This is a genomic window from Rhizobium sp. UFLA01-1127 (genome assembly GCF_059803845.1).
On record NZ_JAUQTZ010000036.1, the window covers coordinates 16,942 to 43,027 of the forward strand.

At 59.4% G+C, this 26,086-nt stretch carries 22 protein-coding genes and 1 pseudogene; 14 read left to right on the plus strand and 9 right to left on the minus strand.

Going from position 1 to position 26,086, the window contains the following annotated elements:
- Window position 1: 1 nt before the first annotated feature.
- Window positions 2-913, minus strand: a complete 912-nt coding sequence (locus Q4Q11_RS11620; protein ID WP_498569565.1) for a GntR family transcriptional regulator — start codon at window positions 911-913, stop codon at window positions 2-4.
- A gap of 387 nt (window positions 914-1,300) precedes the next feature.
- On the opposite strand from Q4Q11_RS11620, the gene Q4Q11_RS11625 reads away from it, so the two are divergent.
- The 4 genes from Q4Q11_RS11625 (at window position 1,301) to Q4Q11_RS11640 (ending at window position 6,135) form a co-directional block, all read left to right on the plus strand.
- Entirely contained in the window at window positions 1,301-2,320 is a 1,020-nt protein-coding gene (locus Q4Q11_RS11625; RefSeq protein ID WP_498569566.1) for an aldo/keto reductase, read from the plus strand.
- A 178-nt stretch (window positions 2,321-2,498) separates the two neighbouring features.
- Window positions 2,499-3,488 (plus strand): ABC transporter substrate-binding protein, encoded by a 990-nt coding sequence (locus Q4Q11_RS11630; protein WP_112512883.1) that lies wholly within the window; start codon window positions 2,499-2,501, stop codon window positions 3,486-3,488.
- A 93-nt stretch (window positions 3,489-3,581) separates the two neighbouring features.
- Window positions 3,582-5,132 (plus strand): sugar ABC transporter ATP-binding protein, encoded by a 1,551-nt coding sequence (locus Q4Q11_RS11635; protein ID WP_112512882.1) that lies wholly within the window; start codon window positions 3,582-3,584, stop codon window positions 5,130-5,132.
- Window positions 5,133-5,163: 31 nt separating this feature from the next.
- Window positions 5,164-6,135 (plus strand): ABC transporter permease, encoded by a 972-nt coding sequence (locus Q4Q11_RS11640; RefSeq protein ID WP_113215941.1) that lies wholly within the window; start codon window positions 5,164-5,166, stop codon window positions 6,133-6,135.
- A 181-nt stretch (window positions 6,136-6,316) separates the two neighbouring features.
- On the opposite strand, the gene Q4Q11_RS11645 is transcribed toward Q4Q11_RS11640, so the two are convergent.
- The 4 genes from Q4Q11_RS11645 to Q4Q11_RS11660 form a co-directional block, all read right to left on the minus strand.
- A complete protein-coding gene (locus Q4Q11_RS11645; protein WP_498569567.1) occupies window positions 6,317-7,324 on the minus strand; it encodes an acyltransferase family protein in 1,008 nt (335 codons plus the stop codon).
- Complete coding sequence (locus Q4Q11_RS11650; protein ID WP_112512879.1) at window positions 7,321-8,613, minus strand: O-antigen ligase family protein; 1,293 nt, start codon at window positions 8,611-8,613, stop codon at window positions 7,321-7,323. The genes Q4Q11_RS11645 and Q4Q11_RS11650 overlap by 4 nt, the downstream gene beginning before the upstream one ends.
- 9 nt (window positions 8,614-8,622) lie before the next feature.
- Entirely contained in the window at window positions 8,623-9,897 is a 1,275-nt protein-coding gene (locus Q4Q11_RS11655) for a polysaccharide biosynthesis/export family protein (RefSeq protein WP_112512878.1), read from the minus strand.
- An 83-nt stretch (window positions 9,898-9,980) separates the two neighbouring features.
- Window positions 9,981-10,661 carry a sugar transferase gene (locus Q4Q11_RS11660; RefSeq protein ID WP_112512877.1) on the minus strand — a complete coding sequence of 227 codons (681 nt, stop codon included), beginning with the start codon at window positions 10,659-10,661 and terminating at the stop codon, window positions 9,981-9,983.
- A 741-nt stretch (window positions 10,662-11,402) separates the two neighbouring features.
- On the opposite strand from Q4Q11_RS11660, the gene Q4Q11_RS11665 reads away from it, so the two are divergent.
- Together Q4Q11_RS11665 and Q4Q11_RS11670 are read left to right on the plus strand one after the other, a co-directional pair.
- Window positions 11,403-11,693, plus strand: coding sequence for an exopolysaccharide production repressor protein (locus Q4Q11_RS11665; protein ID WP_498569568.1), 291 nt, complete (start codon window positions 11,403-11,405; stop codon window positions 11,691-11,693).
- 89 nt (window positions 11,694-11,782) lie between these two features.
- Window positions 11,783-12,793: a glycosyltransferase family 2 protein gene (locus Q4Q11_RS11670; RefSeq protein WP_498569569.1), complete on the plus strand. Its 1,011-nt coding sequence runs from the start codon at window positions 11,783-11,785 to the stop codon at window positions 12,791-12,793.
- A gap of 16 nt (window positions 12,794-12,809) precedes the next feature.
- Here the strand turns inward: Q4Q11_RS11670 and Q4Q11_RS11675 are convergent, their stop codons facing one another.
- Together Q4Q11_RS11675 and Q4Q11_RS11680 are read right to left on the minus strand one after the other, a co-directional pair.
- The gene (locus tag Q4Q11_RS11675) at window positions 12,810-13,745 is read right to left on the minus strand and encodes a polysaccharide pyruvyl transferase family protein (RefSeq protein WP_498569570.1); all 936 of its coding nucleotides are present in this window, start codon (window positions 13,743-13,745) and stop codon (window positions 12,810-12,812) included.
- A gap of 85 nt (window positions 13,746-13,830) precedes the next feature.
- A complete protein-coding gene (locus Q4Q11_RS11680) occupies window positions 13,831-14,790 on the minus strand; it encodes a glycosyltransferase family 2 protein (RefSeq protein WP_498569571.1) in 960 nt (319 codons plus the stop codon).
- Window positions 14,791-15,503: 713 nt separating this feature from the next.
- On the opposite strand from Q4Q11_RS11680, the pseudogene Q4Q11_RS11685 reads away from it, so the two are divergent.
- The 8 genes and pseudogenes from Q4Q11_RS11685 to Q4Q11_RS11720 all read left to right on the plus strand — a co-directional run.
- Window positions 15,504-15,761 (plus strand): annotated as a pseudogene (locus Q4Q11_RS11685) (acyltransferase family protein); the annotation flags it as partial.
- Window positions 15,762-15,976: 215 nt separating this feature from the next.
- Complete coding sequence (exoK, locus tag Q4Q11_RS11690; RefSeq protein ID WP_498569572.1) at window positions 15,977-16,783, plus strand: endo-1,3-1,4-beta-glycanase ExoK; 807 nt, start codon at window positions 15,977-15,979, stop codon at window positions 16,781-16,783.
- Between the two features lie 107 nt (window positions 16,784-16,890).
- On the plus strand, window positions 16,891-18,099 hold the full coding sequence (locus Q4Q11_RS11695; RefSeq protein ID WP_498569573.1) for a glycosyl transferase family 1: 1,209 nt from the start codon (window positions 16,891-16,893) through the stop codon (window positions 18,097-18,099).
- A 20-nt stretch (window positions 18,100-18,119) separates the two neighbouring features.
- On the plus strand, window positions 18,120-19,094 hold the full coding sequence (locus Q4Q11_RS11700; protein WP_498569574.1) for a glycosyltransferase family 2 protein: 975 nt from the start codon (window positions 18,120-18,122) through the stop codon (window positions 19,092-19,094).
- Window positions 19,091-20,029 (plus strand): glycosyltransferase, encoded by a 939-nt coding sequence (locus Q4Q11_RS11705; protein ID WP_112512869.1) that lies wholly within the window; start codon window positions 19,091-19,093, stop codon window positions 20,027-20,029. Before Q4Q11_RS11700 ends, Q4Q11_RS11705 begins: the two co-directional genes overlap by 4 nt.
- Window positions 20,026-21,051 carry a glycosyltransferase family 2 protein gene (locus Q4Q11_RS11710; protein ID WP_498569575.1) on the plus strand — a complete coding sequence of 342 codons (1,026 nt, stop codon included), beginning with the start codon at window positions 20,026-20,028 and terminating at the stop codon, window positions 21,049-21,051. Before Q4Q11_RS11705 ends, Q4Q11_RS11710 begins: the two co-directional genes overlap by 4 nt.
- 4 nt (window positions 21,052-21,055) lie before the next feature.
- Window positions 21,056-21,961, plus strand: a complete 906-nt coding sequence (locus Q4Q11_RS11715; RefSeq protein ID WP_112512867.1) for a UTP--glucose-1-phosphate uridylyltransferase — start codon at window positions 21,056-21,058, stop codon at window positions 21,959-21,961.
- An 83-nt stretch (window positions 21,962-22,044) separates the two neighbouring features.
- Window positions 22,045-24,393: a polysaccharide biosynthesis tyrosine autokinase gene (locus tag Q4Q11_RS11720; protein ID WP_498569576.1), complete on the plus strand. Its 2,349-nt coding sequence runs from the start codon at window positions 22,045-22,047 to the stop codon at window positions 24,391-24,393.
- 1 nt (window position 24,394) lies between these two features.
- Here the strand turns inward: Q4Q11_RS11720 and Q4Q11_RS11725 are convergent, their stop codons facing one another.
- Together Q4Q11_RS11725 and Q4Q11_RS11730 are read right to left on the minus strand one after the other, a co-directional pair.
- Window positions 24,395-25,282: a DMT family transporter gene (locus tag Q4Q11_RS11725; protein WP_498569577.1), complete on the minus strand. Its 888-nt coding sequence runs from the start codon at window positions 25,280-25,282 to the stop codon at window positions 24,395-24,397.
- Window positions 25,283-25,413: 131 nt separating this feature from the next.
- Window positions 25,414-25,974 (minus strand): NADPH-dependent FMN reductase, encoded by a 561-nt coding sequence (locus Q4Q11_RS11730; protein WP_498569578.1) that lies wholly within the window; start codon window positions 25,972-25,974, stop codon window positions 25,414-25,416.
- Window positions 25,975-26,086 lie beyond the last annotated feature (112 nt).

The following is a 26,086-nucleotide window of genomic DNA, read 5'->3' on the forward strand; positions in this document are numbered from 1 at the left end:
CTCAGGCGGCGGAGCCGGCAACTTCGCCCGCACCTTGCGGGATCGACTGCAGTAGCGTCTGCCGCGCCGAGGCGAGGTGCTGGCGGCAGGCAGCGTTGATCCTCCGCTGGTCGCGGGATTGCAGCGCTTCTATATAGTCGAGATGCTCGTTTACGGCGCGTGCATTGCGTTCACGGGCGAGCGCCTTGTTCCATTGATAGTGATAGTGAAAGACGATGGCGATGACGTCGTAGAAATCGGCGATGAAGCGATTGTTCGAGGCGCGATGGATGAGCAGGTGAAACTTCTCGTCGAGACGCGAGAAATCGCGGTAATGGGCGTCGAAGTCCCTGAGCAGCGCATGATGCTCCCGTTCGATTGTTTTCAAGTCCTCCCAGGCACGATGATTGGCGGGCAGGCGGCCGAACTCGGCCGCGGAATGCAGCTCGAACATTTCGCGCACATCGGCGAGCTCCAATGCGAATTCACTGGTGAAGCCCTTGAGGATCCAATGGCTGTTCGGCCGCTTTTCTATGAGGCCGAAACGGCTGAAACGAATGAGAAATTCACGCACGACAGACGTGCCGGTGCCGATTTCCCGCGCCAACTCAAGCTCGTTGATCTGCATGCCCGGCTGCGCCTCGTCCGACATGATGCGCATCATGAAGCTGCGTTCGACGATGTCGTGCAATGAATCGGTTTCTTCCTTCGGAAATAGATCGTCCTCCGTCGGCAGGCGCAGCACCGTCTTCTGCCGCTTGTTCCAGAGAATGATCCCGGCGTCACTTAGTCGCATGAGGATTGCTCGCGCCGTGCTGCGGCTCACGCCGAGTTCGGCTGCTATTTCAGGCTCGCTAGGCAGCTCGGTATCGGGCTTCAGGCGCGCCGCGTAGCGATTGTACGCCTCCTTGAAGAGCGTTTTTTGCCTTGCCATTTCCCCCTCGCATATCGCCGCCGCTCTTTATCGGCGGCGCTGTCTGAACCATGTATCAATGGCGGTCAATTGCAGGAGTTCTGCCGAAATCGCTGCTTCCGCCACCTTCCGGGACGACCGCATGATTTCCTCGTTGACACCCAAATGTTTATTGTAGATAAAAAACAAAATCAATCGGCGACGGATGTTGGAATATCATGTAACATCAATGGCAGGGAGGCGATGGAAATGACAACGCTTGAAACCTGCGGGAGAAGTGCAATTGTCGATCGAAGGCGCGGTTCCTTTGCCCACGCCAACGGTAGACACTGCGCAGCATGACGATGGCGACCCCGTCGAGCCGTATACGTCGGAACTTGAAATGACAGTCATCACAAGGGAGAGGTGATGAAGACAGGAACAATCGGCAGGACGGGGCTTGAGGTCACCGAGATCAGCTTCGGCGCTGCGGCGCTCGGCGGTCTTTACCGCACCTGCCCGCGCGACCAGGCGATGGCGACCCTGCAAGCGGCCTGGGATGGCGGTATCCGCTATTTCGATGTCGCGCCCTGGTATGGCTTAGGCCTCGGCGAGCGCCGCGTCGGCGATTTCCTGCGCGATCAGCCGGATGACAGCTATGTGCTCTCGACCAAGGTCGGCCGTCTCATGCGTCCGGTGCCGACCGACAAGGTGCCGAATTACGGCTATGTCGATCCTCTGCCCTTCGACGCCGATTATGATTATTCCTATGACGGCATCATGCGCTCGGTGGAGTTCAGCTATGCCCGTCTCGGGCTCAATCGCATCGACATTCTCTACGTCCACGATATTGGCGGCTATACGCACGGCAAAGCGCTGAACGAGCGCTATCTCGGCCAGCTTCTGGGCTCGGGGTTGAAGGCGCTGGAGCAGCTGAAATCATCAGGCGTCATCAAGGCCTATGGTCTCGGCGTCAACGAAGTGCCCGTCTGCCTGGACGTGATGCATGCGGCCGATATCGACTGCATTCTGCTTGCGGGCCGCTATACTCTACTGGACCGTTCGGCCGTTGCCGAGCTGCTGCCGCTTTGCGAAAAGAAGGGAACGTCGCTGGTCGTTGGCGGCGTCTTCAATTCCGGCATTCTGGCAACGGGGCCTGTGCCCGGCGCGCATTTCGACTATCTGCCGGCAACGCCGGATATTCTCGCCAAGGTGGGGGCAATGGAAGAAATCGCCCGCAAGCATGGCATACCGCTCGCCCAGGCGGCCCTTCAGTTCCCGTTGCGCAGTTCCTGCGTGGCCTCGGTGCTGATCGGCACGGCGAAGCCGGAAAGTCTTAACCGCAACATGCAGCTCGTGGAGCCAAGGCTTCCCGACAGCCTCTATGCGGAGTTCGAGGAATTGACTGTGGTTGCACCTCCTTTGGGGGACGAGGCGGTCAGGGTCTAGCAGATACGGAGCTATCGAGCCGCCGGGAGAGGCGGATTCGAAGAGGAGGAAAGCCTGTTTTGGCGTCGGTGGCCTTTCCGCCGCGCGATGCGTGACGCTTCAAGGCGTCACGATACCGAGCCGTAAGCGTTCAGCGGCCGGTGTGCAGGAAAACAGAGCGCGTTGAGAGGAGAAGCAAATGAAAATTGCCAAGTCACTTCTGTCCCGCCGCACCTTTGCCGGCCTTGCCGGCGCTGCAGTCATCGCAATGGCGATGCCGGTGCAGTCCTTCGCGGCCGACGTGACCATCCCGATTATCGTCAAGGATACGACATCTTTCTACTGGCAGATCGTTCTTGCCGGCGCACGCCAGGCAGGCAAGGATCTCGGCGTGAAGGTGCCGGAGCTTGGTGCACAATCGGAATCCGACATCAATGGCCAGATCAGCATTCTCGAAAACGCCGTTGCCGGCAAGCCGGCCGCGGTCGTGATCGCGCCGACCGAACGCAAAGCACTCGGCAAGCCCGTGGATGAAGCCGCCAAGTCCGTGCCCGTGGTCGGCATCGACTCGGCCGCCGATTCCAAGGCCTTCGTCTCGTTCCTGACCACCGACAACGTCCAGGGCGGCCGTATCGCCGCTGATGGCCTTGCTGCGGCGATCAAGGGCATGACCGGCAAGGAAGAAGGTGAAGTCGCCATCATCACCAGCCTGCCGGGCGTCGGTTCTCTCGACCAGCGCCGTCAGGGCTTCCTGGAAGAGATCAAGAGCAAATATCCGGGCCTCAAGGTCGTCGCCGACAAATATGCCGACGGCCAGGCAACCACCGGCCTCAACATCATGACCGACCTGATCACGGCCAATCCGAAGCTCGTCGGCGTCTTCGCCTCCAACCTGATCATGGCCCAGGGCGTTGGCCAGGCGATTGCCGAAAACAAGCTCGGCGACAAGATCAAGGTCATCGGCTTCGACAATGACGACAAGACAGTCGGCTTCCTGAAGTCGGGTGTTCTTGCCGGCCTCGTCGTTCAGGATCCTTATCGCATGGGTTATGACGGCATCAAGACGGCGCTCGCCGCCTCCAAGAAGGAGAAGGTCGCGGCGAATGTCGATACCGGCGCCAACCTCGTCACCAAGGCGAATATGAGCGATCCAAAGATCGATGCCTTGATCAATCCGAAGGTCAAGTAAGGCTTGAGGCCGCGCCCGAGGGATCGGGCGCGGCCTTTCGTCCGGCTGCCTGCCCGAAGTGGTCATGCGGCAATGCGACAGCGAGGAGACCTCATGACGAGCCTTGAAGAAATCAGCCATCGGCACGATGACACCGTCAAGACGGAAGCAAGCCGTATCGCGGCCGGCTCGCCCATCCTTGAACTTAAGGGACTGCAGAAGCGCTATGGCTTTGTCGAGGCGCTGAAACCTGCGACCATCACGTTTCTGGCGGGTGAAATCCATGCGATCGTGGGCGAAAACGGTGCCGGCAAATCGACGCTTATCAAGCTTTTGACCGGTGTCATCACGAGGACATCAGGCGAAATTTTATGGTGCGGTCATCCCGTGGCGCTAGCAACGCCCAATGAGGCGATTGCCCGTGGTATCAATGCCGTGCACCAGGAAGTGGTGCTTTGTCCGCATCTGACGGTCGCGGCCAATCTTTTCCTCGGTGATGAAGTCAATCGTTTCGGGCTTATGCGCAAGAAGCAGATGGTCGCCATGGCGCAGACCGTGCTTGACGATCTCGGTTTCGGATTGCCGGCCGGAGAACTCCTGAGCTCGCTCACCATCGGCCAGCAGCAGCTCGTCGCAACCGCGAGAGCGGCAATGCGCGGCACGCAATTCCTGATCTTCGATGAGCCGACCGCCTATCTGACGCGCAAGGAATCGGCACAATTGTTCAAGCTGATCCGCCGCCTGCAGAGCGAAGGGGTGACGATCGTCTATATCAGTCATCGCATGGAGGAGGTCTTCGAGCTGGCGGATCGCGTTTCCGTGCTGCGCGACGGCACGCATGTCGGCACGCGCACGATCGGGGAAACCAATGAGGACGAGCTGATCAAGCTGATGATCAATCGCTCCATCGAGCAGATCTACCATAAGGAGGAGATCCCGATCGGCGCGACCATTCTGGAAACGCGGGGTCTTTCCGGCCCGGGCTTCGAGAATGTCTCGCTGACCGTCCGCGCCGGCGAAATCGTCGGCCTCTATGGATTGATTGGGGCCGGGCGCAGCGAATTCGCGCTCGGTCTTTATGGTCGCCAGCCGATCTCGGCGGGGGAAATCCATTGGCAGGGACGCAAGGTCGATATCCGCAACGAACGCGATGCGATGGAGCTCGGCATTGCGCTTGCGCCCGAAAGCCGCCGCGACCAAGGGCTCTGCCTCAACCTGCCGATCGGGCTCAATATCAATCTGCCCGTGTTCAAGCGGTTGAGCCGGGGTCCGATCATCAACAACAAGAGCGAGGCTGCGAACGCCGACAAGCAGATCCGCGATCTCAGCATCAAGACGCCGAGCAGGCGGGTTCTGGTTTCCGCCATGTCCGGCGGCAACCAGCAGAAGGTGGTGATCGGCAAATGGCTGAGCCACGGCGCCAAGCTCTTCATCTTCGATGAGCCGACCGTCGGTGTCGATGTCGGGACGAAGGCGGAGATCTATCGGTTGTTCGCCAAGCTGCTTCGCGCCGGCGCCGGCATCATCGTCATTTCCTCCTATCTGCCCGAGGTCTACGAGCTTGCCGATCGCCTGCATGTTTTCCGCCACGGCCAACTGGTCGCCAGCCATGATTTTCACGCCGCCACGCATGAGGAAGTCCTCAGCGAGGCGATTGGTGTCTGAACAATAAAAAGTCGAAAGAGGGAGAACAAGAATGGCCGCGAACACGACAGAAGGCCCCACCGTTGCGCCGCGGCGCAAGATGAACATCCTTTTCAGTTTGACGCTGATCCTGCTGTTGCTGGTGCTGTGGGTCCTGCTCGGCTTCTGGACCGACAAGTTCTGGACGCCGCTCAATATAACCAATCTCATGCGTCAGGGATCGATGACGGCCATTCTCGCGCTTGGCCAGACCTTCGTCATCATTACGGCGGGGATCGATCTTTCCGTCGGCGCGATCGTCGGCTTCTGCACCGTCATCATTGCATGGCTGCTCCAGGCCGGCTTTCCTGTCTGGGCCGCCATCCTCATTACTCTCTTATTCGGGGTTCTGATCGGGGCGTTTCACGGCTTCGGCATCGTGCGCATGGGCCTGCCGCCCTTCATCATCACGCTGGCGACGCTGACCTCGCTTCGCGGCATCGGCCTCCTGATCACCAACGGTTCGACGATCAATATCGTCAATGACGATTTCACCAATTTCGCCGTGTCGGATTTTCTTGGAATTCCGAGCCTGTTCTGGATGGTGATCCTGGTGGCGATCCCGGCCGTCATCTTCCTGCATCTGAGCCGCTGGGGCCGCTATCTCTTCGCCGTCGGCTCAAACCGCGAGGCTGCACGCCTGTCCGGCGTCAACGTCAACTGGATGATCTATCTCGCCTATATTCTATCGGGAACATGTGCTGCCTTCGTCGGCGTTCTCCTTGCATCGCGCATCGCCATCGGCAATGCCACGCAGGCCGATGGCTGGGAGCTGCAGGCAATCGCCTCGTCGGTCATCGGCGGAACCAGCCTGTTCGGTGCGGTTGGCACCGTCTATGGCCCGCTGATCGGCGCATTCATCCTTGCGACCATCAACAATGGCGCCAATCTCTTGAACCTCAATTCCTTCTGGCAACGCATCATCACCGGCGTCCTGATCATCGTGATCGTCTATTTCGATCAGCTGCGTCGGCGGCGAGCCTGAAGCATATCGCGCAAAAAATGTGCCGCGGTTTTGCGACTGCGGCATGGGTAAAATCGAAGCCCCCAGAGCGGTTCAGTTTTTCAGGGAATCTCTGAACCGCTCTATCTCTTTTTTTACGCAATTCCAGACGGAAAACCGCGCTTTTCCTGGAACTGCTCCATCCCGAAGCCGGGTTCCATTCTTATGCTGGCGATGGGCGAGTCTTTCGCCAGCTGAAATTGCGCAACAGATTGCGCAACGGTTTTTCGACCAGCTCATAGGCGACTATTCCGAGCAGGGTTCCCGCTATTGCGCCGATAAACGCCACCACATCGGAAGGAATCGGCGTCGATGTCGCGAGCTTCACGACCACCGAGATTGCCAGCGTATGCCATAGGTAGATGGAATAGGAGGCATTGCCGAGATAGGTAAGCGGCACGATCTGCGGAAGCCTGCCGCTACGCTCGACCGAAACCATGCCCAGAACGAGCGCTATCGCGAGCGGGCCGCAGGTTATTTCGTTGAATTCGAGACTGAGAATCTCGATAGCGGTGAAACCGGCAATCGCTGCCGCCATCAGGGCAAGACCAAGCCCAAATCCGGGAATTTGTCCTTTCAGCCAGAGCTGTCCGAGAACGGCGCCTGCCGTGAATTCGAGAATGATCGGTCTGGTATAGGTGACGGCGAGCGGCGACTGCGAATGGATGACGGCGCCGGCTATGACGAAGGCGACGAAGACGCCGATCAGGCTGGCCAGCCGAAAGCGTCGCGGCAGGAACAGGCAGGCCGCGAAGACGACATAGAAAAACATCTCGAAATTCAGCGTCCATCCCTGCACCAGCACCGGCCATATCTCGCCATTGTCCGCGCTTGGCGAGCGGACCGGAATGAACAGCAGTGAACCGAGGACGTGGGTTGCTGTCAGCTTCATGTTCGGAAACAGGCCGACAACTGCGCCGACGATCATGATGGCGGTGACGATCCAATAGGACGGGGCAATGCGTTGCAGGCGGTCCAGCACGAAGCGCAGCGGCGTTACCGGGCGGCGTTCGCTCATGGTCCACATGATGAAGCCGCTGATGACGAAGAAGACGTCGACGCCGGCCGCTCCGATGCGAAAATGGCTGCCGCTGCGCTCGGCTGCGTGAAAAAGCACGACCGCAAGGGCGGCAAAGGCGCGAAGATATTGGATGCCGTAAAGTGTTTTCATCGGCCGGCCCGCGGCTCCCAGTTTACAGGTGACGTAAACTCCATCCGGTCGTCGGGCAGACGTGGCGCTTTCATTGGCGCGCGCATTCGCATGGAAAGCTTGCCCGCCGTGAAATAAAACAGGAAGGAGCCGACATGGTACGGATTGAGAATATCGATCTCCACGAAAGACCGGATCAGCAGCAGGGTTGCGACGCCCAGGAGCACATAGGATTCATCGTTCCTGATGTCGCTGAGGAAGCGGCCGATATGGCCGATGACGGCCGTCAGCAGGATCGAGGCGAGCAGGAAAACGCCGATGAGGCCGGTTTCCACCGTCGTTTCGATATAGGTGTTGTGGAAATGGAAGCCTGCGCGCGAGGTGATGTAAAACTCTTCCCACAGACGCTCCGGCTCGGAGAAGCCCTGGACCCAAAATGCCTGGTAGCCCATTCCGAAGAATGGGTTTTGCTGCGCCACCGCGATGCCTTGCTGCCAAAGATAGGTGCGCCCGGTGAGTGTGGAATCCTTGCCGAATGCGCCGAGAACGAGATCGACGGCACCGAGATAGGTGCCGGCGACGGCAAGGACGACGCCTGAGATGGCGACGGTCGCAAACAGCGTCTTGCGCTGCTTGGGCGACAGGAACAGGATGACGCGCAGGCCGACGCATAATAGTACGACCAATCCCGTCGTCAGCACCGATGTCGCCGATGCAGATGCGAGCAGACAATAGGCCGACAGGAGGCCGGCAAAACCCGCGCCCAGCATCCAGATCCGCCGCTCGCCGAGGACGAACACGGCGGCGAAGGCGAAATAGATGCCGAGCGACGCATAGAAGCCGAGCTGGTTCTTGGAATCGAAGGCGCCGACGAAACTGTAGGTTCCGTCGATCGGGTCGTAGGCATAGTAGCCGAACAATATCGAAAAGATAAGGACGATGCCGGTGCCCGCGATCGCGCCGCGCGTGAGTGTGCGGATGTCGAGCGTCCGCATGGCGACGAGGGCGCAGAATATGTGCGTCATATATTGGATCGCGGCGCGTGCCGAGACGGCGGGAACGACCGACCAGAAGATCGACAGGCAGGTGAAGACGCCGAAGGCAAAGAGCCAGAGCTGCCGATGATAGCTGCCGAGCACATTGCGGTAGTCGATCAGCACCAGCGGAAACCACAGCGCATAGTAGAGCAGGATCGAAGGCTGACCGAAGCGGGAGGAATAGGCAAAGACGAAGAAGGACAGCGCAATCGCCACCATGCCGTAGGTGGCGTTGCTGCCTGGACGGACAAAGATCGATTTGGCTATCCGCATCGACTTTCCTTATCGTATGGCAAGACCGGTGCTGACCTTGATCAGGTCACCGGGCAATACCTGCGTATTCTCCTGAGCCTGGATTTCCTTCGATTGGCCGTTGTCGTCACGAATGATCGTGTAGGAGATGCTCACACCCTGTCCGCTGGGATCGAGGTGGCTGGCGTCAGCCGATTGAGCTACGGCTTCCTGCATGAGGGATTGGCTGGTCGACAGTTTGAGCTGCAGCGTTTCCAGCTGCGTGTCGGTATCCTGCATGTCCTGGGCCAACGAACTCTGCCAGTCATTGTGCAAGGTAATCTCGTCCTGATTGGCCTTGTTGATGTCCTGCTTGGCTTTCAGCGACGCGGTTTCCGTATCCAGCAGGGTCGCTTCCAGATCGGAAGCGCGCTGCTCGGCGGAGATCCGGCGAGAGGCAAGCTCCAGCCCCCGCTCCGCCAGGCTTTCGACCTTGTCGCGGTCGGCTTTGGCCAAATCAAGCTGACGGCTCTGCGTTTCGTTCTTCTTCGAAAGAGCCTCGACTTCGTTCTGCAGAAGCGTTTTCAAATCTTCCAGGGATTGCAGTTGCGTCTTCAGGCGCTGGCTGCGCGTATCCATCAGGGCCTTCTCGCTCGCCAGCAGATCCGCCGTATGAGGCAGCTGCTTGAGCTCCGCCGGAACCGCGATCTCGTCCTTGCCGGCCAATTCGGCCAGCAGACGTGCCTTGCGCATCAACAGGCGGCCGCGCTCCGCCATGTAGACGACGGCATCGCCCTTGGCGTTGATGAAATCGCGTGCAAAGCGTTGTCCGGCGTCGGCGCGCCGCATGCCGCCGCCGAGGCTTATGGCCTTGATCACGGTCAGGTTGGGCACGAACGGATATTCACCGGGGTTCTGGACTTCTCCGGAAAGGTAGATCGGCCGAAACTGCGACATTTCGACGGATGCCGAAGGCCGATCGCGCAGGCCGAACTGCTTTTGGAGTCCGAGGCCGATCGCCTCGGCGATCTGATCCGTGGTCTTGCCGATGGCAGGCATGTCGCCGATGAAGGGAACGGAAATCGAGCCGGACGGTCCGACCGTATAGTCGCCCGAAACCACCGACCAGTCGCGGATAGTGCCCTCGGCGGTCTGCCATTCGGCGACGCGCACATGCAGCTTGTCCATGACTCCGAGATGATATCCGGGCAGATTGTCGGCATGGGCCGAAAAGGACGCTGCGCAAAGGCTAATGGCGACGAAAGTTGCGCGTCGAAGAGACGTATTGACGCGAGCAAGCCTCTTGGAAGGCCGAAATTCAATCATGCAGGATCTTCCCTGTTACTGGTTGACAGCCCGCGAGACGCGGGACACCGCAGGAGACATCCCGCGGTACCTGTCGGTCATCATCAATAGCTGCCGCGTGAGAGGCAGACTGCAGGAATGGTTTTGGCGATGATCACCATGTCGCTGCTGAGCGACCAGTTCTTCACATAATGCGTGTCGAAGGCGACACGGCTTTCATAGGAGACGTCGTTGCGGCCGCTGACCTGCCAGAGACCGGTCAGGCCGGGACGGGACTGCAGGTAATAGATTGCTGCGGTGTCATAGCGCTCGAGCTCGTCTTCGACGACTGGGCGGGGGCCGACGACGCTCATTTCGCCGCGGATGATGTTGATCAACTGCGGCAGCTCATCCAGGCTGAGCTTGCGCAGCACGGCCCCAACGGCGGTGACGCGTGGATCGTTCTGCAGCTTGCGGGTCGCGCGCCACTCTTCCATCGCCTTCGGATTGGCCTGCAGATAAGCATGCAGAACCTTGTCGCCGTCGACGACCATGGTGCGGAACTTCAAGCAGCGGAAGCTCTTGCCGTTATGGCCGATGCGCCGATGGCCGTAGAAGGCGGGACCGTGGTCCGAAAGCTTCACCAGCAGCATCAGCAGCAGAAAGAGCGGGCTGATGAGCATCAGGGCGATCATTGCGGTGGAAACGTCGAACACACGTTTCAATATTCCACCAGTGGGCGGAAAGACGTCGCTTTCCGCGGCGCTGAAAAAAGCCGATGTGGCCGATCTCGTCGCAGACTTCATAGAGAAAACTCCATTCATGTTGACGATTGGTCGGAAATTCTCGGACGCGTAACTAGTGCCGCGATGATCGGAGTGTAGGTTGGGAATTGGACTTTTTAAGCCAAACTTTTGTAGCGATATGGCATGGCGGTATAATTCTACCACATCTGTGGTGGCTTTGTTTAAATCAGTGATCAGTTAAAGATAGGTTGTACTGTATCAGGCTTCGTATAATGGCAGGGTTGATAGCTCTGATGCGCCATGGCGGACGATTTGTAAGGACATTACAGGCGGTGAAACGTAAGTTGTTCATTATCATTGGCTTCGATAGCCTCCGATTGTCCGCCCATTAGCTATATGCCATCTTAATGCCGTCTTGATTTCTTCGATGGTTATATTGCACCGCAGCACCATATTGCGGCGCACATACTGAGGCGGGCTTTCCCAGGACTTTGTAATAAAAGTTGATCGAATTGATGAGAAAGGCGGGCGGGCGCAGTCGGCCTGGCACTTCGTCTTGATTGCATGTTGCCGATCGATCCCCGCATGATTGCAAAGAGAAAGATGAACAAATTCAATTGTAATTATAATCGAGGTGTAGTTTTAACGTGCGCGGCGTTAGGATTGTCTCAATTCACAACGGATCATCGTAACTTGGTTGAATCTCAATGAATCATAAAATATATTTAGGTTTCAGGTCTGATAAGGGAGGAAAGACCTTGATCGCTTTTTATTCGACGCCTGAGCGGGCGAGGTAAGATTATGTTTGCGCCGCGCGTTTTCATCAGCATGCTGGGCACGCTGGTCGTATTTGCCATAGCGACATATTTTCTGACGAACTCCCTCTGGACCACTTTGATCGAAACAGCAGCTTGCGCCGTCCTGCTGCAGGTCGGGTATTTTCTAGGTGTGCTCTATCTTGTGTGGAAAGAGCAAAAGGCGAGCGATGCCCTGTCGGGCGAAGACAAAGCGCCGGTGTCTAGCCAGCAGGATACCAAGGTTGGCGGGTTGTCCGCACCCAATCTCAAGCGCTCAGAGCCGTTCAAACCCTGACGCCTGTCGCCTGAATATCTTTTGATGCTCCGGCGGTTGCCGGATCGGTGGCATGTCCTAAGTCTCCGGCAGAACCATTGGAGGCTGACGTGACCGACAGTGCAGAAAAAGCCGTCTGCGTAATCATTGCCGCGAAGAATGCAAGCGACACCATTGAACTGGCGGTATCCTCGGCCCTCCGGGAACCCGAGGTGGCGGAAGTCGTTGTCATCGACGACGGTTCCACGGATGGGACTGCGCTGGCCGCAGCCAAAGCCGATGACGATAGCGGCAGGCTGATGATCCAGGAATTCAAGAAGAATCGCGGTCCTGCCGCCGCGCGCAATCACGCCATCGAGATATCCAAAGCCCCTTTGATCGGCATTCTCGACGCCGACGATTTCTTCTTTCCCGGGCGTTTTGGCTCGCTGCTTACCGATGACGATTGGGATTTCGCGGCCGACAACATCGCCTTCGTCAGCGCCGATACGGTCACGGATGCGCATACGAGGCTCGATCATTTCGACGCGAAGCCCCGCTTTCTCGATCTCGTCGCTTTCGTCGAGGGCAATATCTCCAAGCGGGGGGTGCGCCGCGGCGAAATCGGCTTTCTGAAGCCTTTGATGCGCCGTTCGTTCCTGGATGCGCACGGTCTGCGCTATAATGAAACGCTGCGCCTCGGGGAAGACTACGATCTTTATGTCCGCGCGCTTGCCAAGGGCGCGCGCTACAAGATCATCCATAGCTGCGGTTACGGTGCGGTCGTGCGCAGCGATTCCCTGAGCGGCCGGCACAGAACCGAGGATTTGCAGCGGCTCTACCAAGCCGACCGGACGATCCTCGCAAAGGGCGGCCTTTCGCCTGCGGATGCTGCCGTGATCCGCCGCCATGAGCAGCATATTCGCGATCGCTACGAGCTGCGGCATTTTCTCGATATCAAGTCGCAGGCCGGGCTGCTGTCTGCCGCGACATATGCGCTTTCCCATCCTTTCGCCGTTCCGGCGATAGCCGGCGGCATCCTGGCAGACAAGACGGAACGTTTCCGCAAGCGCGGTGGTGCGCCTATCGCGCATTCCGGAGCGAACGGCCTGCGCTATCTCTTGCAGGCCGCTCCGGAATAGTCAGTCCTGTCGCCGGCTACAGGTAATCGCGCCGCACGCCTTCGATCGCGTTCAGGAGGCGTTCCTTGCATGACGCAAACGTGCCGTCCTTGCTCAGCTGCGGCTTGGCCTTGCTTGCCTGCCAAAGGGCAAGGGCAGAAGGCACGGCAAGAGCCTGTTTCGCCATGACACGGAGCGTGGTCTGTTCGGGATCGGCGACCATCACATTTTCGCCGTGCCGTTCGGGTCCTGCCGCCTGCTTGTCGCGTTCGAAGCCGACGCCCCAGAATTTGGCACCCTTGGCAATCGCCTCGGCACGGGTAGAAACCGGGATGTGCTTCGGTGCATAGGTGACGCCGAGCGAGCGTGCCCAGTCATTCCATTTGAAGCTGTTGATGGAGCGCGAAGAGCTGACCGCAATCCACGGAACGCGGAAAGCGTCGGCAAGGATAGCGCCATGCATGGATTCCGCGACAATCAGCTCCGAAGCCGCAATCTCGCGGATCACGGCCTTTGCTTCGCCGCGTGGATCGAGATAGGAAAGGCCGACTGTCTTGCAGATTTCAGGCCAGAGGCCGACGGCAGCCGACTCCCAATGCGGAATGAAAGTGCGCTTGCCGTTTTTTGAAACGTTTTGGAATTCCGGCATCTCGGTGACGAGGACGGCGGGATCGACGATGCCCATTTCCGGCGGCAGTCCCGCCTTTTCCGCCGTCAACGGGCCGCGCACGCTGCGGATGTCCCATTGCGACCCGTCGCGCATATCGGGAAGAGAGCCGTAGCCGAAGCCGCTGCCGATGACGAGCTTGCGGCCCTCCGCCGGCAGGATCTCCGTATTGAGGACGGTTCCGACGCCGACCAGCACTGTCTCGTTGTGAACATCGCGAAGGCCGGGAAGTAGGAAATCCCAGAGCCAGAGATTGAGATCGTCACCGAAATTGCCATGGGTGGATTCCCAGTGGAACGGCTTCATGCAGGACTCCTTGCTGATCCAAACAGTAACAGGGCACGCCGTGGCTCCTCGATGCGGCATGCGCAGCCATGCTGCGATGCAAAAACTAGGGCGCGAGTTTGCCCACGGCAAGCTGCATGGCGCTTTGTAAAATCGCAGGATCGCGCAAGGCCCATTTTGCCAGCAAGGCAAATTGCGGCATACGCCGCCGCCGCACTTGCCGCGCTTGGCTCCAGAGCGCCTGCTGGCGGGCACGGTTTTTATAGAGGCGAATGGACTCGACATCCTGCGGCCGGCGCGAAAATCTCTGCTCCAGCGTATTGAGCGCCGTCCATGTGTTGAATTGCTGGCGCAGGAATTGCGGGGAATCGTTGTCGATGCTGTGAAAGATGTTTACGCCCTGACCGCGCAATGCGCCGGCGTTTTCGCACAGAAGCACGCGCTTGGCAGCAAGGATGCAATCGCAGAAGAACAGGACGTCTTCCGCCGCCAGGCGCAACGCCGGCTCGAAGCGGATCTTTTCGAAAAGTGGCCGTCCGATCACCATGCAGGACATGTGAAGGAAACTCCAGTCCTGCAGCATGACGCTGGCCATATTGGGGATTTCGACGACCGCGGGCCTATCCGACAATCGCATCGTCTCGGCGGTTTTCCCAAGTTCCGCGATGCTGAAATGGTAATAGAACTCTTCGCCGCCGTCGATGGAGTCCCAGTAGCAATCGGCGCCGTAGTGGGTCAATGTTCCATAGGCGTTGCTGAGATGCTCCGGCGCCCATTCGTCGTCGGAATCCAGGAATGCCACGAACCTGCTTTCGGCGGGTATATTATCAAGGCCTGTGTTGCGCGCCCCGCCTGGTCCGGCATTGGCCTGACGGATCACCCGGATGCGCCGTCTTTCTTCGCTGCTCAGTGATTGCAGTTCGCCTTCCGCCGGCAGCGGCGATTGATCGTCGACGATGAGGATATCGAAATCCTGAAATGTCTGCCGCGAGATCGACTTCAAAGCACGCTGCAGAACTCCCGTTTGCTTCTGATAGAACGGAATAACAATCGTGATGGACGCCATTTTCCGGCCTTTACCGTTTCGATTCAGGGGCTTGCGGTGTTATCCCTTGCGGGCACCGCCATTTTTTCGGCTCGTTCGATTGCCTCTCAACGGCAATTTGCCAGGCAATGGACCTTACCACGACCGCAACAGGTAGCGTTCATTCGATAATGAGCAATGCCGGACGCCGGGATTTGTCGAAGTTTGTCGATAAGGAGGGACGACGCGCCGGATCGGGAGACATCGCTGAGGCCCACCATCGCTATCGTTTTCTGCAATTGGACATGGCTGCAGCCATAGAGGGAGCATGTCCGCCAATTTTCTCAGAGTGATTGAAGTTCTGTCGCATTTTGGTCATGCTTCGCTTCTGAAATTCTGCCGCGGTGCAAAAAATCTTCACTCTCCAGCAAAAAAATCCGCATGATTAATGTGCTTCGCACAAAGCCGGCATTTTATATTAAATTTCTCTAAAATACATTTCGGATCAGGGTGTTTTCCGGGTCTAAATCGATTGGTTCGCGTTTTGAGCCGCCTCGAACCAGATTTGCACGCCATCTGGGAATGCCGCTTTTCGTTCATTTTTGCTGCACTGCCATATTCCCTTTCCGAAGAGCGCCCTAGGTTACCAATGCGAGCTCTGCTCTGTTTGAAATGGCTGCGAGGGGGCGCGGCCCGAAGAAGGGGTGACAGACATCGTGAATGTGACTGCCAACGTGTCTTCGCGGATTAACCTCATGCGTATCGTGCTCATCTCGGGCATTGTTTCTGTCCATATGCCGTTCGATACGTATACGAGCCCGTTCAAGGGCGCTTATGGCTTTTTTGACTGGCTGCGTGCGTTTCTGCGCGACAGCCTGTTTCGCGTCGGCGTTCCATGCCTGAGCGCGATTTCCGGATATCTCTTATTTCCCCATGGAATGGCCTCCCCGGACGACGCAAAGATTATTCGCCGGAAGACAAAGACGGTTATCCTACCATCTCTTCTGTGGAACCGCAGCGGCAGTGATCTCTGTCCGGCTTTCTATCGTCTGGCAGCCGCTCTCGCTCTTTTCATGCTGCCTTTTACCAATGGCATGGCGCGTAACGCCCTGCCGAGCCTCCACAATCTGCTGACTGGCAGCCGGGCGCGCCCACGGGCCGGGAATCCCTGCTGTCCAGAGCCGCATCGCCGAGGACCGGCGCCTGCGTTGCGAGCAAAGGTGACGTCATGACGATCTCGAAGAAAAGTTGCGTGCAAGGATTTGGTCTTGTCTCAATCGCTCTGATGAGCGCATGTTTTCTGCCGCAGGCAGCATCTGCCGAGGACGCCCAGCAGTCGGGCACATCCTTCGTCGACAATTTCGAGCGTATCGATACCGGTCGCTGGTATGTTTCCGACGGCTGGAACAACGGGCCGCACCAGAATTGCACCTGGTCGAAAAAGCAGGTGAGCGTCAAGGATGGAATGCTGCAACTGCAATTCGTCCAGTCCAAGCTTGGCGAACGCGACTACGCCTGCGGCGAAATCCAGACGATCAAGCGTTACGGCTACGGCACTTATGAAGCGCGCTACCGCGCGGCCACCGGGTCCGGCCTGAACTCCGCCTTCTTCACCTATATCGGCCCGACCGACAAGAAGCCGCATGACGAGATCGATTTCGAAGTGCTCGGCAAGAATCCCGGTCAAGTTCAGCTCAATCAGTACATCTCTGCCAAGGGCGGCAATGAGAAACTGACGCCCGTTACCGGCGGCGCCGATCAGGGCTTCAACGACTATGCCTTCATATGGGAGAAGGATCGCCTGCGCTACTACGTGAACGGCAAGCTCGTTCAGGAAGTAACGGACCCTTCGAAGATACCGTCGAACGCCCAGAAGATCTTCTTCAGCCTGTGGGGCAGCGACACTCTGAGCGGCTGGATGGGCAAGTTCGCCTATGGCGGCGAGCCTGCGACCATGCAGGTCAAGCGCGTTGCCTTCACCGCGCCGGGCGACAAGTGCCTATTTCCGGAGTCGATCACCTGCAAGATCAACTGAACCTGACCCGTCGCGCGGGTGCCCCCCGCGACGGGTCGCAATGTCATGATGCAACACCAAGCACACGAGGCGCTCGGCCTAGGCCTGGCGCAGAAGCGGAAATTTTGATGCTGCATATTCTTTATTTCGTTCACGATCTCGCCGATCCCGCCGTGCGCCGGCGGGTGCTGATGCTGCAGGCTGGCGGGGCGCTCGTGACGCTGGCGGGCTTCCGGCGCGATGACAACGCGCTGGCCGCTGTCCATGGCGTCGAGCCGATCGAGCTCGGCAGAACACGGGATGCCCAGTTCGCCCAGCGTGTAACCGCGGTCGCGCGGTCGGCTGCGAAGCTTCGTGAGGCATTGCGCGCGGTCGCAAGGCCCGACGTTATCATCGGCCGCAATCTCGAAATGCTGGCCCTGGCCAATCGCGCCAAATCCATCTTCGGCGGCGACATGCCGATCGTGTACGAATGCCTCGACATCCACCGGCTGCTGCTGCGCGACGACGTGGTGGGTCGTGCGCTTCGTGCCACGGAGCGTCACTTCGGCTCGCAGGCCGCGCTGCTCCTCACCAGCTCCCCGGCCTTCGTCGATCGCTATTTCCGGCGGCGCTCCGGTCTGCTGCTGCCGATCATGCTGCTCGAAAACAAGGTGCTGGCTCTCGATCCCGCAGCGCGCGCCGCCGCGCCGCATGCAAGGCCGCCCGCTGCCGGCAAGCCATGGAAGATCGGCTGGTTCGGCGCGCTTCGCTGCCGCAAATCCCTGGCTCTGCTCGATGATTTCTCTCGCCGGATGCAAGGCCGTTTCGAGATTGTCCTGCGTGGCCGGCCCGCCTATTCCGAATTTGACGATTTTGATCGCGTCGTCCGCGATGCTCCCTTCATGCATTTTGCCGGCGCCTACAAGAACCCGGAGGATCTCGCCGCGATCTATGGCGATGTCCAGTTTTCCTGGGCGATCGACTTCTTCGAGGAGGGCCTGAATTCAAGCTGGCTCCTGCCGAACCGGCTTTATGAAGGCGGCCTTTACGGTGCCGTGCCGATCGCGGTCGACGGCACCGAGACGGCAAGATTCCTGGCGGGCCGAAAGATCGGGTTCACGCTGGATGCCGCCGACGCCGCGCATCTGGCCGCGCTTCTGGGCGAGATGAACGAGCAGCGATATCTCGCCGCTTTCGAGGCCATGGCGTCGCAGGATCGCAAGCAATGGATGGTCGATCGCGCCGATTGCCATGGGCTGGTGCAGCGGCTGGCATCGCTCACGCACGCCAGCGAGCAGATTGCCGAAACACAGGCCATACCGCAACTGCATCGCAATAGAGGTGGATTGCAATGACGATTGGAAGTTCAAGGGATATGCGTTGCATCATTATTATTCCTTGCCTCAACGAGGAAAGACATATCGAGCCGCTGATCGAAAAGCTCCGTCAGGCTCTCGATGATCTGGATGCCAGGATCGTCGTGGCTGATGGCGGCAGCACCGATCGCACGCGCGAAATCGTCAAGGGCATTGCCGAGCGGGATCCGCGCATTCTGTTGCTCGACAATCCGAAGCGGCTGCAGAGCGCTGCGATCAACCTTGCGATCGAAACCTTCGGCGACGATTATGACTATTTCATCCGCATCGATGCGCATGGTGATTATCCCGCCGACTATTGCCAGGCGCTGGTTCAGGAGGCCGGTGCGACCGGAGCCGATTCGGTCGTCGTCGCCATGCGCACCATGGGCTTCAGCGCGTTCCAGAAGGCGACGGCCGTGGCGCAGAATTCCAAGCTCGGCAATGGCGGCTCGAAGCATCGCGAGGGCGCCAAGGGCCATTGGGCCGAACACGGGCATCACGCTCTGATGCGCGTTGCAGCCTTTCGCGCCGTCAACGGCTACGACGAGACCTTCAGCCATAACGAGGATGCCGAGCTGGACTACCGGCTGCACAAGGCAGGATACCGGATCTGGCTGACCGACAAGACGGCCATGACCTACTATCCGCGGGCGAGCATCCCGACGCTCTTCAGGCAATATCTCGGATACGGCCGCGGGCGTGCGCGCAACATTCTCAAGCATCGCAGCATGCCGAGCCTGCGCCAGATGCTGCCGCTTGCGGTGGTGCCGATCTTCATCGGCGCTTTCCTGGCCATTCTCAACTGGATCGCGGTCATCCCCGTGGGTCTCTGGGCCGCGGCCTGCATCGCCTACGGCTTCTGGATCGCGCTCGGGCAGAAGAACCCCTATGGGCCGTTGGCCGCCATCTCCGCCATGGTCATGCATTTCGCCTGGTCCATGGGTTTCTGGATGGAGGTCTTCAGCTTCCGCAATCGCGGGGTCGCGTCATGACACAAGTCCATCGGCGCCCGATAAGGATCGATATCGCGGTCTGCACGTACAGGCGGACGGAACTCGATCAGACCCTGCTGTCTCTTGCAGTGCTGAACATTCCGGCCGGCACGATCATCCGGATCATCGTTGCCGATAATGATGTGACGCCGAGCGCGCGCGATCGCGTCGATGCCATGCGTTCGGCCGTGCCCTTCGAGATCGTCTATGTCCATTGTCCGGCATCGAACATCTCGATTGCCCGCAATGCCTGCCTGGATCATGCAAACGGAGATTTCGTCGCTTTCATCGATGACGACGAAACGGCTTCCGAAGACTGGCTGACGGAAATGCTCGTCATGGCCGACACGACCGGCGCCGACGCCGTTCTCGGTCCGGTACGGGCGGTCTATGCCAGCGTCGCTCCCGCCTGGATGCAGCGAGGCGATTTCCATTCGACCTTGCCGGTCTGGGTCGCCGGAGACATTCGGACCGGCTATACCTGCAATGTATTGCTGCGTCGTGGCGCTCCTTCGCTTGCCGGCCGACGCTTCAATATCGCGCTGGGACGCAGCGGCGGCGAGGATACCGAGTTTTTCACCCATATGCACCAGGCGGGCGGCAGGATCGCCTACGCCGCAGACGCGCTGGTCTATGAGCCTGTTCCCAACGGGCGCGCGACACTTTCCTGGCTGTCGAAGCGCCGCTATCGCATGGGGCAGACGCACGGTCGCATGCTGCTCGAGGCCGCCGGTGGTTTCGGGCGCTGGCGGGCGATCGTGCTCGCGGGCACGAAATCGGCCTACTGCTTTGCCGTAGCAGCCTTGCTCTTCGCATCCCTCATCAAGCGGCACCGTTATGGTTTGCGCGGCATCATGCATGCCGGCGTCGTCAGCGGTCTCTTCGGAGTCCGCGAAATCGAGCAATACGGAAATCTGGAGAAAGCGCCGCAATGACGGATTTCATCCCCGACGTCAGTTTCGTCATTGCGGCCTATAATGCCGAGGAAACGCTCGCGCGCGCCATCGACAGCGCGCTGGCGCAAGGCGCCGTCAGCATGGAAGTCATCGTCGTCGACGACTGCTCGACGGACGGCACCCGTGACATTGCCGGCAATCATCCCGATCCGCGCGTTCGTCTCGTCGCCATGGCCCGCAACGGCGGTCCGGGCGCTGCCCGCAATGCCGGGCTCGATGCGGCTCGCGGCCGTTGGGTGGCCGTGCTCGATTCCGACGATGCCATGCGTCCGGATCGCATGGCCCGCCTGATCGCCAGAGCGGAAAAGGCCGATGCGCAGATCGCGGTCGACAATCTCGATGTCATCCGAGAGGACGCCGGAACGATCCTGCCCATGTTTCCGGAGGCGATGCTGGCGCGCATGCCGGTGCTGACACTGGCGAAATTCATCGCCTCGAACATGATTTTCCAGTCGGAGCACAATTTCGGTTATATGAAGCCGATCTTCGAGCGCGCCTTCGTCGAGAAACATCGTCTCCGCTTCGATGAGACCCTTCGGATCGGCGAGGATTATATTTTCCTCGCCTCCGCCCTTGCCCGGGGCGGCGTCTGCGCCGTCGAGCCGAGCGTGGGCTACCTTTACTATATTCGCGACGGATCGATCTCGCGTGTTCTAAAGAAAGAACACGTCGAGGCCATGCTGGCCGCCGATGCGAGATTCTTCGCCGAACATCCCTTCGGTGCTGCCGCCCTTGCCGCGCAACGGCGACGCACCCGCAATCTGAGGGACGTTATCGCATTCCTGAAGCTGGTCGACAGCATCAAGGGGCGCGAACTGCAAGCCACGCTGAAGATCGCATGCCTCAATCCGCGCGCGGTGCGCCATCTCAGCATGCCCGTCTTTGCCCGTTTTCGCCGGTTGGCCGCATCTCTGCGCAGCATCCGCCAACCGGTGCCTGCTTCTCAACTTTCCTCCCCTCTGCCCAATCTGGGCGCAGGCCCTCACTCTAACAAAGGATAGAGCCATGGACCCCAAACGTCGTGTGAGAAAAGCGGTCATCCCGGTTGCCGGCAACGGAACGCGCTTCCTGCCCGCTACCAAGGCGATGCCAAAGGAGATGCTGACGATTGTCGATCGTCCCGTCGTGCAATATGCCGTCGACGAAGCCATCGAGGCCGGCATCGAGCACATCGTCTTCGTCACCAGCCGCAACAAGTCGGCGATCGAAGATCACTTCGATGACACGCCCGAACTGATTTCCTCGCTGCAGAGGGCAGGCAAGAGCCATCAGGTCAGCGAGCTGGAACGCCTCCTGCCGCGGCCGGGCGCCGTCAGCTTCACCCGCCAGCAGGCTCCGCTCGGCCTCGGTCACGCCGTCTGGTGCGCCCGCGACCTGATCGGCAACGAACCCTTCGCACTGCTGCTTCCCGACATGCTCTGCTATGGCCTGCGCGGCTGCATGGCCGGGCTGATGGAACTCTACGGCGAAGTCGGCGGCAATATCGTCGCAGTCGAGGAATGCGCTCCGGAGGAAACCTCGAAATACGGCATTATCGGCAAGGGCGACACCGTGCGCCATGGTTTTGCCGTGACCAAAATGGTTGAAAAGCCGCATCCTTCCGAAGCGCCTTCAAACTTTTACCTCAATGGCCGTTATATCCTTCAGCCCGAGATCTTCGACATTCTGGCCCGCCAGGAGCGCGGCGCCGGCAACGAGATCCAGCTGACCGACGGCATGCTGCGCCTCTCCGAGACGCAATCCTTCCATGCCCAGGTCTATAATGGACGCACGTTCGATTGCGGGTCCAAGCATGGCTTCATCGAAGCGAATGTCGCCTTTGCTCTCGCCCGCGCCGATATCGGCGGTTTGGTCTATGACTCGATCCGCAATCTGGTCGTCTCGCACGAAGCGCAGATGACTGCCGCTTAAAGCCTGTTCACATTTGGCCTGCGGCCGGAAAGGCCGCGGGCCATGGCTATTTTCATTCAGGCTTCTCCGACAAGGTGGTCGCCATGCATCAGAAGAACTTCACTTTCCACAGCGCTCTTCCGCAAACGGAGCCGCATGATGGTTTCATCGACCTCGATCGGCTGATGGCGGTCGTAAGCCGCCGCATCCGCACCATCATTTTCGCCGTGGCCGCCTTTGTCATCCTGGCTGTCGCCTATTTGTTGACGGCCACGTCGAGCTATACCTCGATGACGCAGATATTGCTCGACGAGACCATGACGAAATATGCGGAGGATCAGCCGCCCGTCGCCAGCAGCCAGCAGGCGGACATGGAGATCGCCAGTGCGGTCGAGATCCTCAAATCGAACGAGATGGCGCTGCGTGTCGTCGATGCGGCAGGTCTTGCCGACAACAACACTCTGCTCAATCCGCCTATGTCGCCGACAGCCCTGCTCAAATCCGGCGCCGGCCTGATCGCAAGCGTCTTCACGCCTGCCCGCCCGCCGATGACGCCCCAAGAACAGCACGAAGCCCAGCGCCAGAAAGTTGCCGCCGTTCTGCAGGATAATCTGAAGGTCGAGCGCGTCACGCGAAGCTCGGTCGTCGCCGTCTCCTACAGCTCGACCGACAAGCGGCTTGCCGCCAAGGTCACGAGCGCTTACGCCGACGCCTATCTGACCGATCAGCTGAACGCCAATTTCGACGCAACCGAACGCGCCTCGGTCTGGTTGCAGGAGCGTCTGAATGATCTGCGCCAGCGCGCGCAGGAGGCTTCGCTCGAAGTCGAGAAATACAAGGCCGACAACGGCCTGACCTCGACCGGCGGCGAGTTGATGTCCGAACAGCAGATTTCCGATTTGAACAAGCAGCTGATTATCGCCCAGGCCGATACGGCCAGCGCCGCCGCCCGCTATAATCAATATAAGTCGATCATCGACCAAGGTCCTGACAATGCCGTCAAGAACGCGACCATCTCGTCGAGCTCGACCGACAACTCCGTGCTGCAGGATCTGAAGACGCGTTATCTCGCGGTCGAAAAGCGAGAACAGGACGTCACGCAGAATTTCGGTGCCAATCATCCGCAAGCCGTGGCGCTCAAGGCCGAGCGGCAGGACATTACCCGGCAGATCTACCAGGTACTTCAGCAACTCACCGCCAGTTACAAGAACGAATATGATGTCGCGCAGTCGCGGGCGGAATCGCTGCGCGAAAGCATCGATAAGGTCGTCGGCAAGAATTCGGAAGCCAACAAGTCGCTGGTTCACCTGAATGAGCTGAACCAGAAAGCATCCGCGCTGAAGACGCTTTATGAATCCTATCTTGGCCGGTTCGAGCAGGCGACCCAGCAGCGCTCCTTCCCGATCGCCAAGGCTCGCGTCATATCGGTTGCCGGCGTGCCGACGGCACCTTCCAGCCCGAAGAAGACGCTCGTCATGGCACTTTCGGTCATCCTCGGCCTGATGGTCGGCTGCGGTGTCGCCGCATTCCAGGAGTTCCGCGATCGCTACTTCCGTGTGGAAGCGGATGTGCGGGCTGCTCTCGGATTGAAGTTCCTCGGCTATCTGCCGCTGCTCGGCCAGCCGAACAAGGGCAGGAACAAGAAGAAGCCGCGCAAGGTCGGTGCCGGAGCGGAGCCGCTAACGGCGGAAGAGGGAGAAAACGGAGTCGCTTTCGAGCGCATGATGCGCATATCCGTCGAAGCGCCGCGCTCGATCTTCGCGGAAACCTTGAGAAATGCGAAACTCGCCAGTGATGTGATGCTGCAGGGCCGCGCCGACCGTGTGATCGGCGTCGTCTCGGCATTGCCCGGCGAGGGCAAATCGACGACGGCGGCCAATTTCGCGGCGCTGCTTGCCAGCAGCGGCAAACGCACGCTGCTCATCGATGCCGACTTGCGCAATCCGGGTCTCAGCCGGACGCTGAAGACGCCGCCGCATGCCGGCCTGATCGAGGCCGTGCTCGGTGAGGTTCCGTGGACCAATGCCGTGAAGGTTGATCCACGCACCAAGCTTGCCATCCTGCCGGTTGCCGTGCGCGATCACCTGCTGCACACCAGCGAGCTTTTGTCCTCGCAGGGCATGCAGCATCTCATGGAAAATGCGCGCAAGATGTTCGACTACATCATCGTCGACCTTGCGCCGCTCGGTCCCGTCATCGATGCGAAGGCATTTGCGCCGCAGGTCGATGCTTTCCTGCTGGTGACCGAATGGGGCGCGACCCCGACCAATCTGGTGCGCGATGTGCTGGAACAGGAGCCGCAGATCAACTCGCGCATTCTCGGCGTCATCCTCAACAAGACCGATATGTCGGAACTGCCGCGCTATAGCGATTTCGGCGGAACGGAGCGCTACCGGCAGAAGTATGTGAGCTATTACACCGAGGCGCAGCCGCGCGCCCAAATGGACGCATAACCTATGCCTTTCCGGCCTTGGGCCGGCCCTTAGCCAAGGCATGTTCGCGCCAGATGGTGAATATGCCCGCCGCAACGACGATGAGCGCGCCCAAAATCATGGGGGCGCTCAATTTTTCTCCGAATATGGTGACGCCGATAATGGCGGAGAAGACAAGCTGCAGATAGGTCAGGGGCTGGATCACCACCGCGTCGAGCATGTCGTAGGCGCGGATGAGGAAATAATGGCTCGAAACGCCCGTCAGGCAAAGGATGCCCATGAAGACCCAGTCATGTGGCGCCAGCGGCGTCCAGAAGAACGGGCCGATGCAGCTCATGGCGACCGAACCGACGACGCCCGTATAGAAAAAGCTGGTCATGGCGCCATCTTCGCGGCTGACATAGCGGGTGAGGACGACGTAGAGAGAAAACAGTAGTGCACCGATAAGCGGCACCAGGAACCGCGCATCGAAGACGCCGCTTTCCGGCTTCAGGATCAAGAGGACGCCGACGAAGCCGAAGCAGATCGCCAGCCATCGCCGCCAGCCGACCTTCTCGCCGAGGATCGGTATGGACAGCAAGGCCACCATCAGGGGGCCTGAGGAAAAGATCGCCTGCGAATGGGCAAGGCCGACGATGACGAAGGACGAAATGGCGACGACGATCTGCGCGGCAAGCAGTAGGCCGCGGGCTGCCTGCAGGACGGGATGCCCGGTTCTCACGTTGCGACGCAAGCCGCCCGGCGCGCGCGAGGCCATTGCGATCGCGAAAAGCATGAAGGCCCAATAGCGGATCATCGCGACCAGAAGCGGCGGATAGGCGCTGACGAGGTGCTTGGATATGCCGTCCTGTATGGCGAATATGCTGATTGCCAACAGCGTGAAGACGTAACCGGTACTATTGGATTTCATGATTTTCGAAGGAAGAAGATGTGCGGGGCCTGGGGAGCGCCGAGACCCGGCGCCGTATTCACTTTAGGCTATTCGCCGTTTCGATCATAGGCTTCATGTCTGCCTTTCCGGTTCGCCCGGAAAGCCGCGCATCAGCCTTTTTTTCGATCCGCAACGAATGTGCCGAAACCTTCGATGAAAGCCGCGAGATTGTGCTTCACCTTCTCGTCGAGGATTGCACCGTCCGCGTCGAAGACGCTGCCGGCGCGCGACACCATCAGCCGGCCGCCGAACCATGCTTCCGCGCCGAGCGTGCGCAGTACCGTCAGCCAGGCGTTCTGGCTGAGGATGGTGCCGAAATTGCCGGGCGAGGCGCCAAGAACGGCGATCGGCTTTCCGCCGAAGACCTTTGCGATGTCGGTCGAGGGACGGCTCATCCAGTCGATGGCGTTCTTGAAGACGCCGGGGAGCGAGTTGTTGTATTCCGGCGTAAACAGGATCAGCCCGTCGGCTGCGATAGCCAGATCCTTGAGTTCGCGGACTTTTTCCGGAATACCGTCCGCAGCCTCGAGATCGGCGTCATAAAGCGGTACGCCATGGATGGTGCGGGCGATCAGCTCGACGCCGGTTGGGGCCAGTTCGACGGTGGCGTTGAGCAGAGCCGTGTTGAAAGAGCCTTTCCGCAGGCTGCCTGAAATGCCGAGTATCTTCATCGCTTCCCCCGTTTGCCGTTACAGGAAGACATTTATGGTTCGAGGGGCTTCGTCAAGGTCCTAGAGCCGGATGATTTTAGGTCGGATCGACCTAAAATCTGAATCCGCTCTA

What these genes read in the sequence shown, in the direction of transcription:
- Q4Q11_RS11620 (WP_498569565.1), bottom strand. Translation starts at nt 913, where the DNA reads ATGGCAAGGCAAAAAACGCTCTTCAAGGAGGCGTACAATCGCTACGCG.
- Q4Q11_RS11625 (WP_498569566.1), top strand. Translation starts at nt 1,301, where the DNA reads ATGAAGACAGGAACAATCGGCAGGACGGGGCTTGAGGTCACCGAGATC.
- Q4Q11_RS11630 (WP_112512883.1), top strand. Translation starts at nt 2,499, where the DNA reads ATGAAAATTGCCAAGTCACTTCTGTCCCGCCGCACCTTTGCCGGCCTT.
- Q4Q11_RS11635 (WP_112512882.1), top strand. Translation starts at nt 3,582, where the DNA reads ATGACGAGCCTTGAAGAAATCAGCCATCGGCACGATGACACCGTCAAG.
- Q4Q11_RS11640 (WP_113215941.1), top strand. Translation starts at nt 5,164, where the DNA reads ATGGCCGCGAACACGACAGAAGGCCCCACCGTTGCGCCGCGGCGCAAG.
- Q4Q11_RS11645 (WP_498569567.1), bottom strand. Translation starts at nt 7,324, where the DNA reads ATGAAAACACTTTACGGCATCCAATATCTTCGCGCCTTTGCCGCCCTT.
- Q4Q11_RS11650 (WP_112512879.1), bottom strand. Translation starts at nt 8,613, where the DNA reads ATGCGGATAGCCAAATCGATCTTTGTCCGTCCAGGCAGCAACGCCACC.
- Q4Q11_RS11655 (WP_112512878.1), bottom strand. Translation starts at nt 9,897, where the DNA reads ATGATTGAATTTCGGCCTTCCAAGAGGCTTGCTCGCGTCAATACGTCT.
- Q4Q11_RS11660 (WP_112512877.1), bottom strand. Translation starts at nt 10,661, where the DNA reads ATGAAGTCTGCGACGAGATCGGCCACATCGGCTTTTTTCAGCGCCGCG.
- Q4Q11_RS11665 (WP_498569568.1), top strand. Translation starts at nt 11,403, where the DNA reads ATGTTTGCGCCGCGCGTTTTCATCAGCATGCTGGGCACGCTGGTCGTA.
- Q4Q11_RS11675 (WP_498569570.1), bottom strand. Translation starts at nt 13,745, where the DNA reads ATGAAGCCGTTCCACTGGGAATCCACCCATGGCAATTTCGGTGACGAT.
- Q4Q11_RS11680 (WP_498569571.1), bottom strand. Translation starts at nt 14,790, where the DNA reads ATGGCGTCCATCACGATTGTTATTCCGTTCTATCAGAAGCAAACGGGA.
- exoK (WP_498569572.1), top strand. Translation starts at nt 15,977, where the DNA reads ATGACGATCTCGAAGAAAAGTTGCGTGCAAGGATTTGGTCTTGTCTCA.
- Q4Q11_RS11695 (WP_498569573.1), top strand. Translation starts at nt 16,891, where the DNA reads ATGCTGCATATTCTTTATTTCGTTCACGATCTCGCCGATCCCGCCGTG.
- Q4Q11_RS11700 (WP_498569574.1), top strand. Translation starts at nt 18,120, where the DNA reads ATGCGTTGCATCATTATTATTCCTTGCCTCAACGAGGAAAGACATATC.
- Q4Q11_RS11705 (WP_112512869.1), top strand. Translation starts at nt 19,091, where the DNA reads ATGACACAAGTCCATCGGCGCCCGATAAGGATCGATATCGCGGTCTGC.
- Q4Q11_RS11710 (WP_498569575.1), top strand. Translation starts at nt 20,026, where the DNA reads ATGACGGATTTCATCCCCGACGTCAGTTTCGTCATTGCGGCCTATAAT.
- Q4Q11_RS11715 (WP_112512867.1), top strand. Translation starts at nt 21,056, where the DNA reads ATGGACCCCAAACGTCGTGTGAGAAAAGCGGTCATCCCGGTTGCCGGC.
- Q4Q11_RS11720 (WP_498569576.1), top strand. Translation starts at nt 22,045, where the DNA reads ATGCATCAGAAGAACTTCACTTTCCACAGCGCTCTTCCGCAAACGGAG.
- Q4Q11_RS11725 (WP_498569577.1), bottom strand. Translation starts at nt 25,282, where the DNA reads ATGAAATCCAATAGTACCGGTTACGTCTTCACGCTGTTGGCAATCAGC.
- Q4Q11_RS11730 (WP_498569578.1), bottom strand. Translation starts at nt 25,974, where the DNA reads ATGAAGATACTCGGCATTTCAGGCAGCCTGCGGAAAGGCTCTTTCAAC.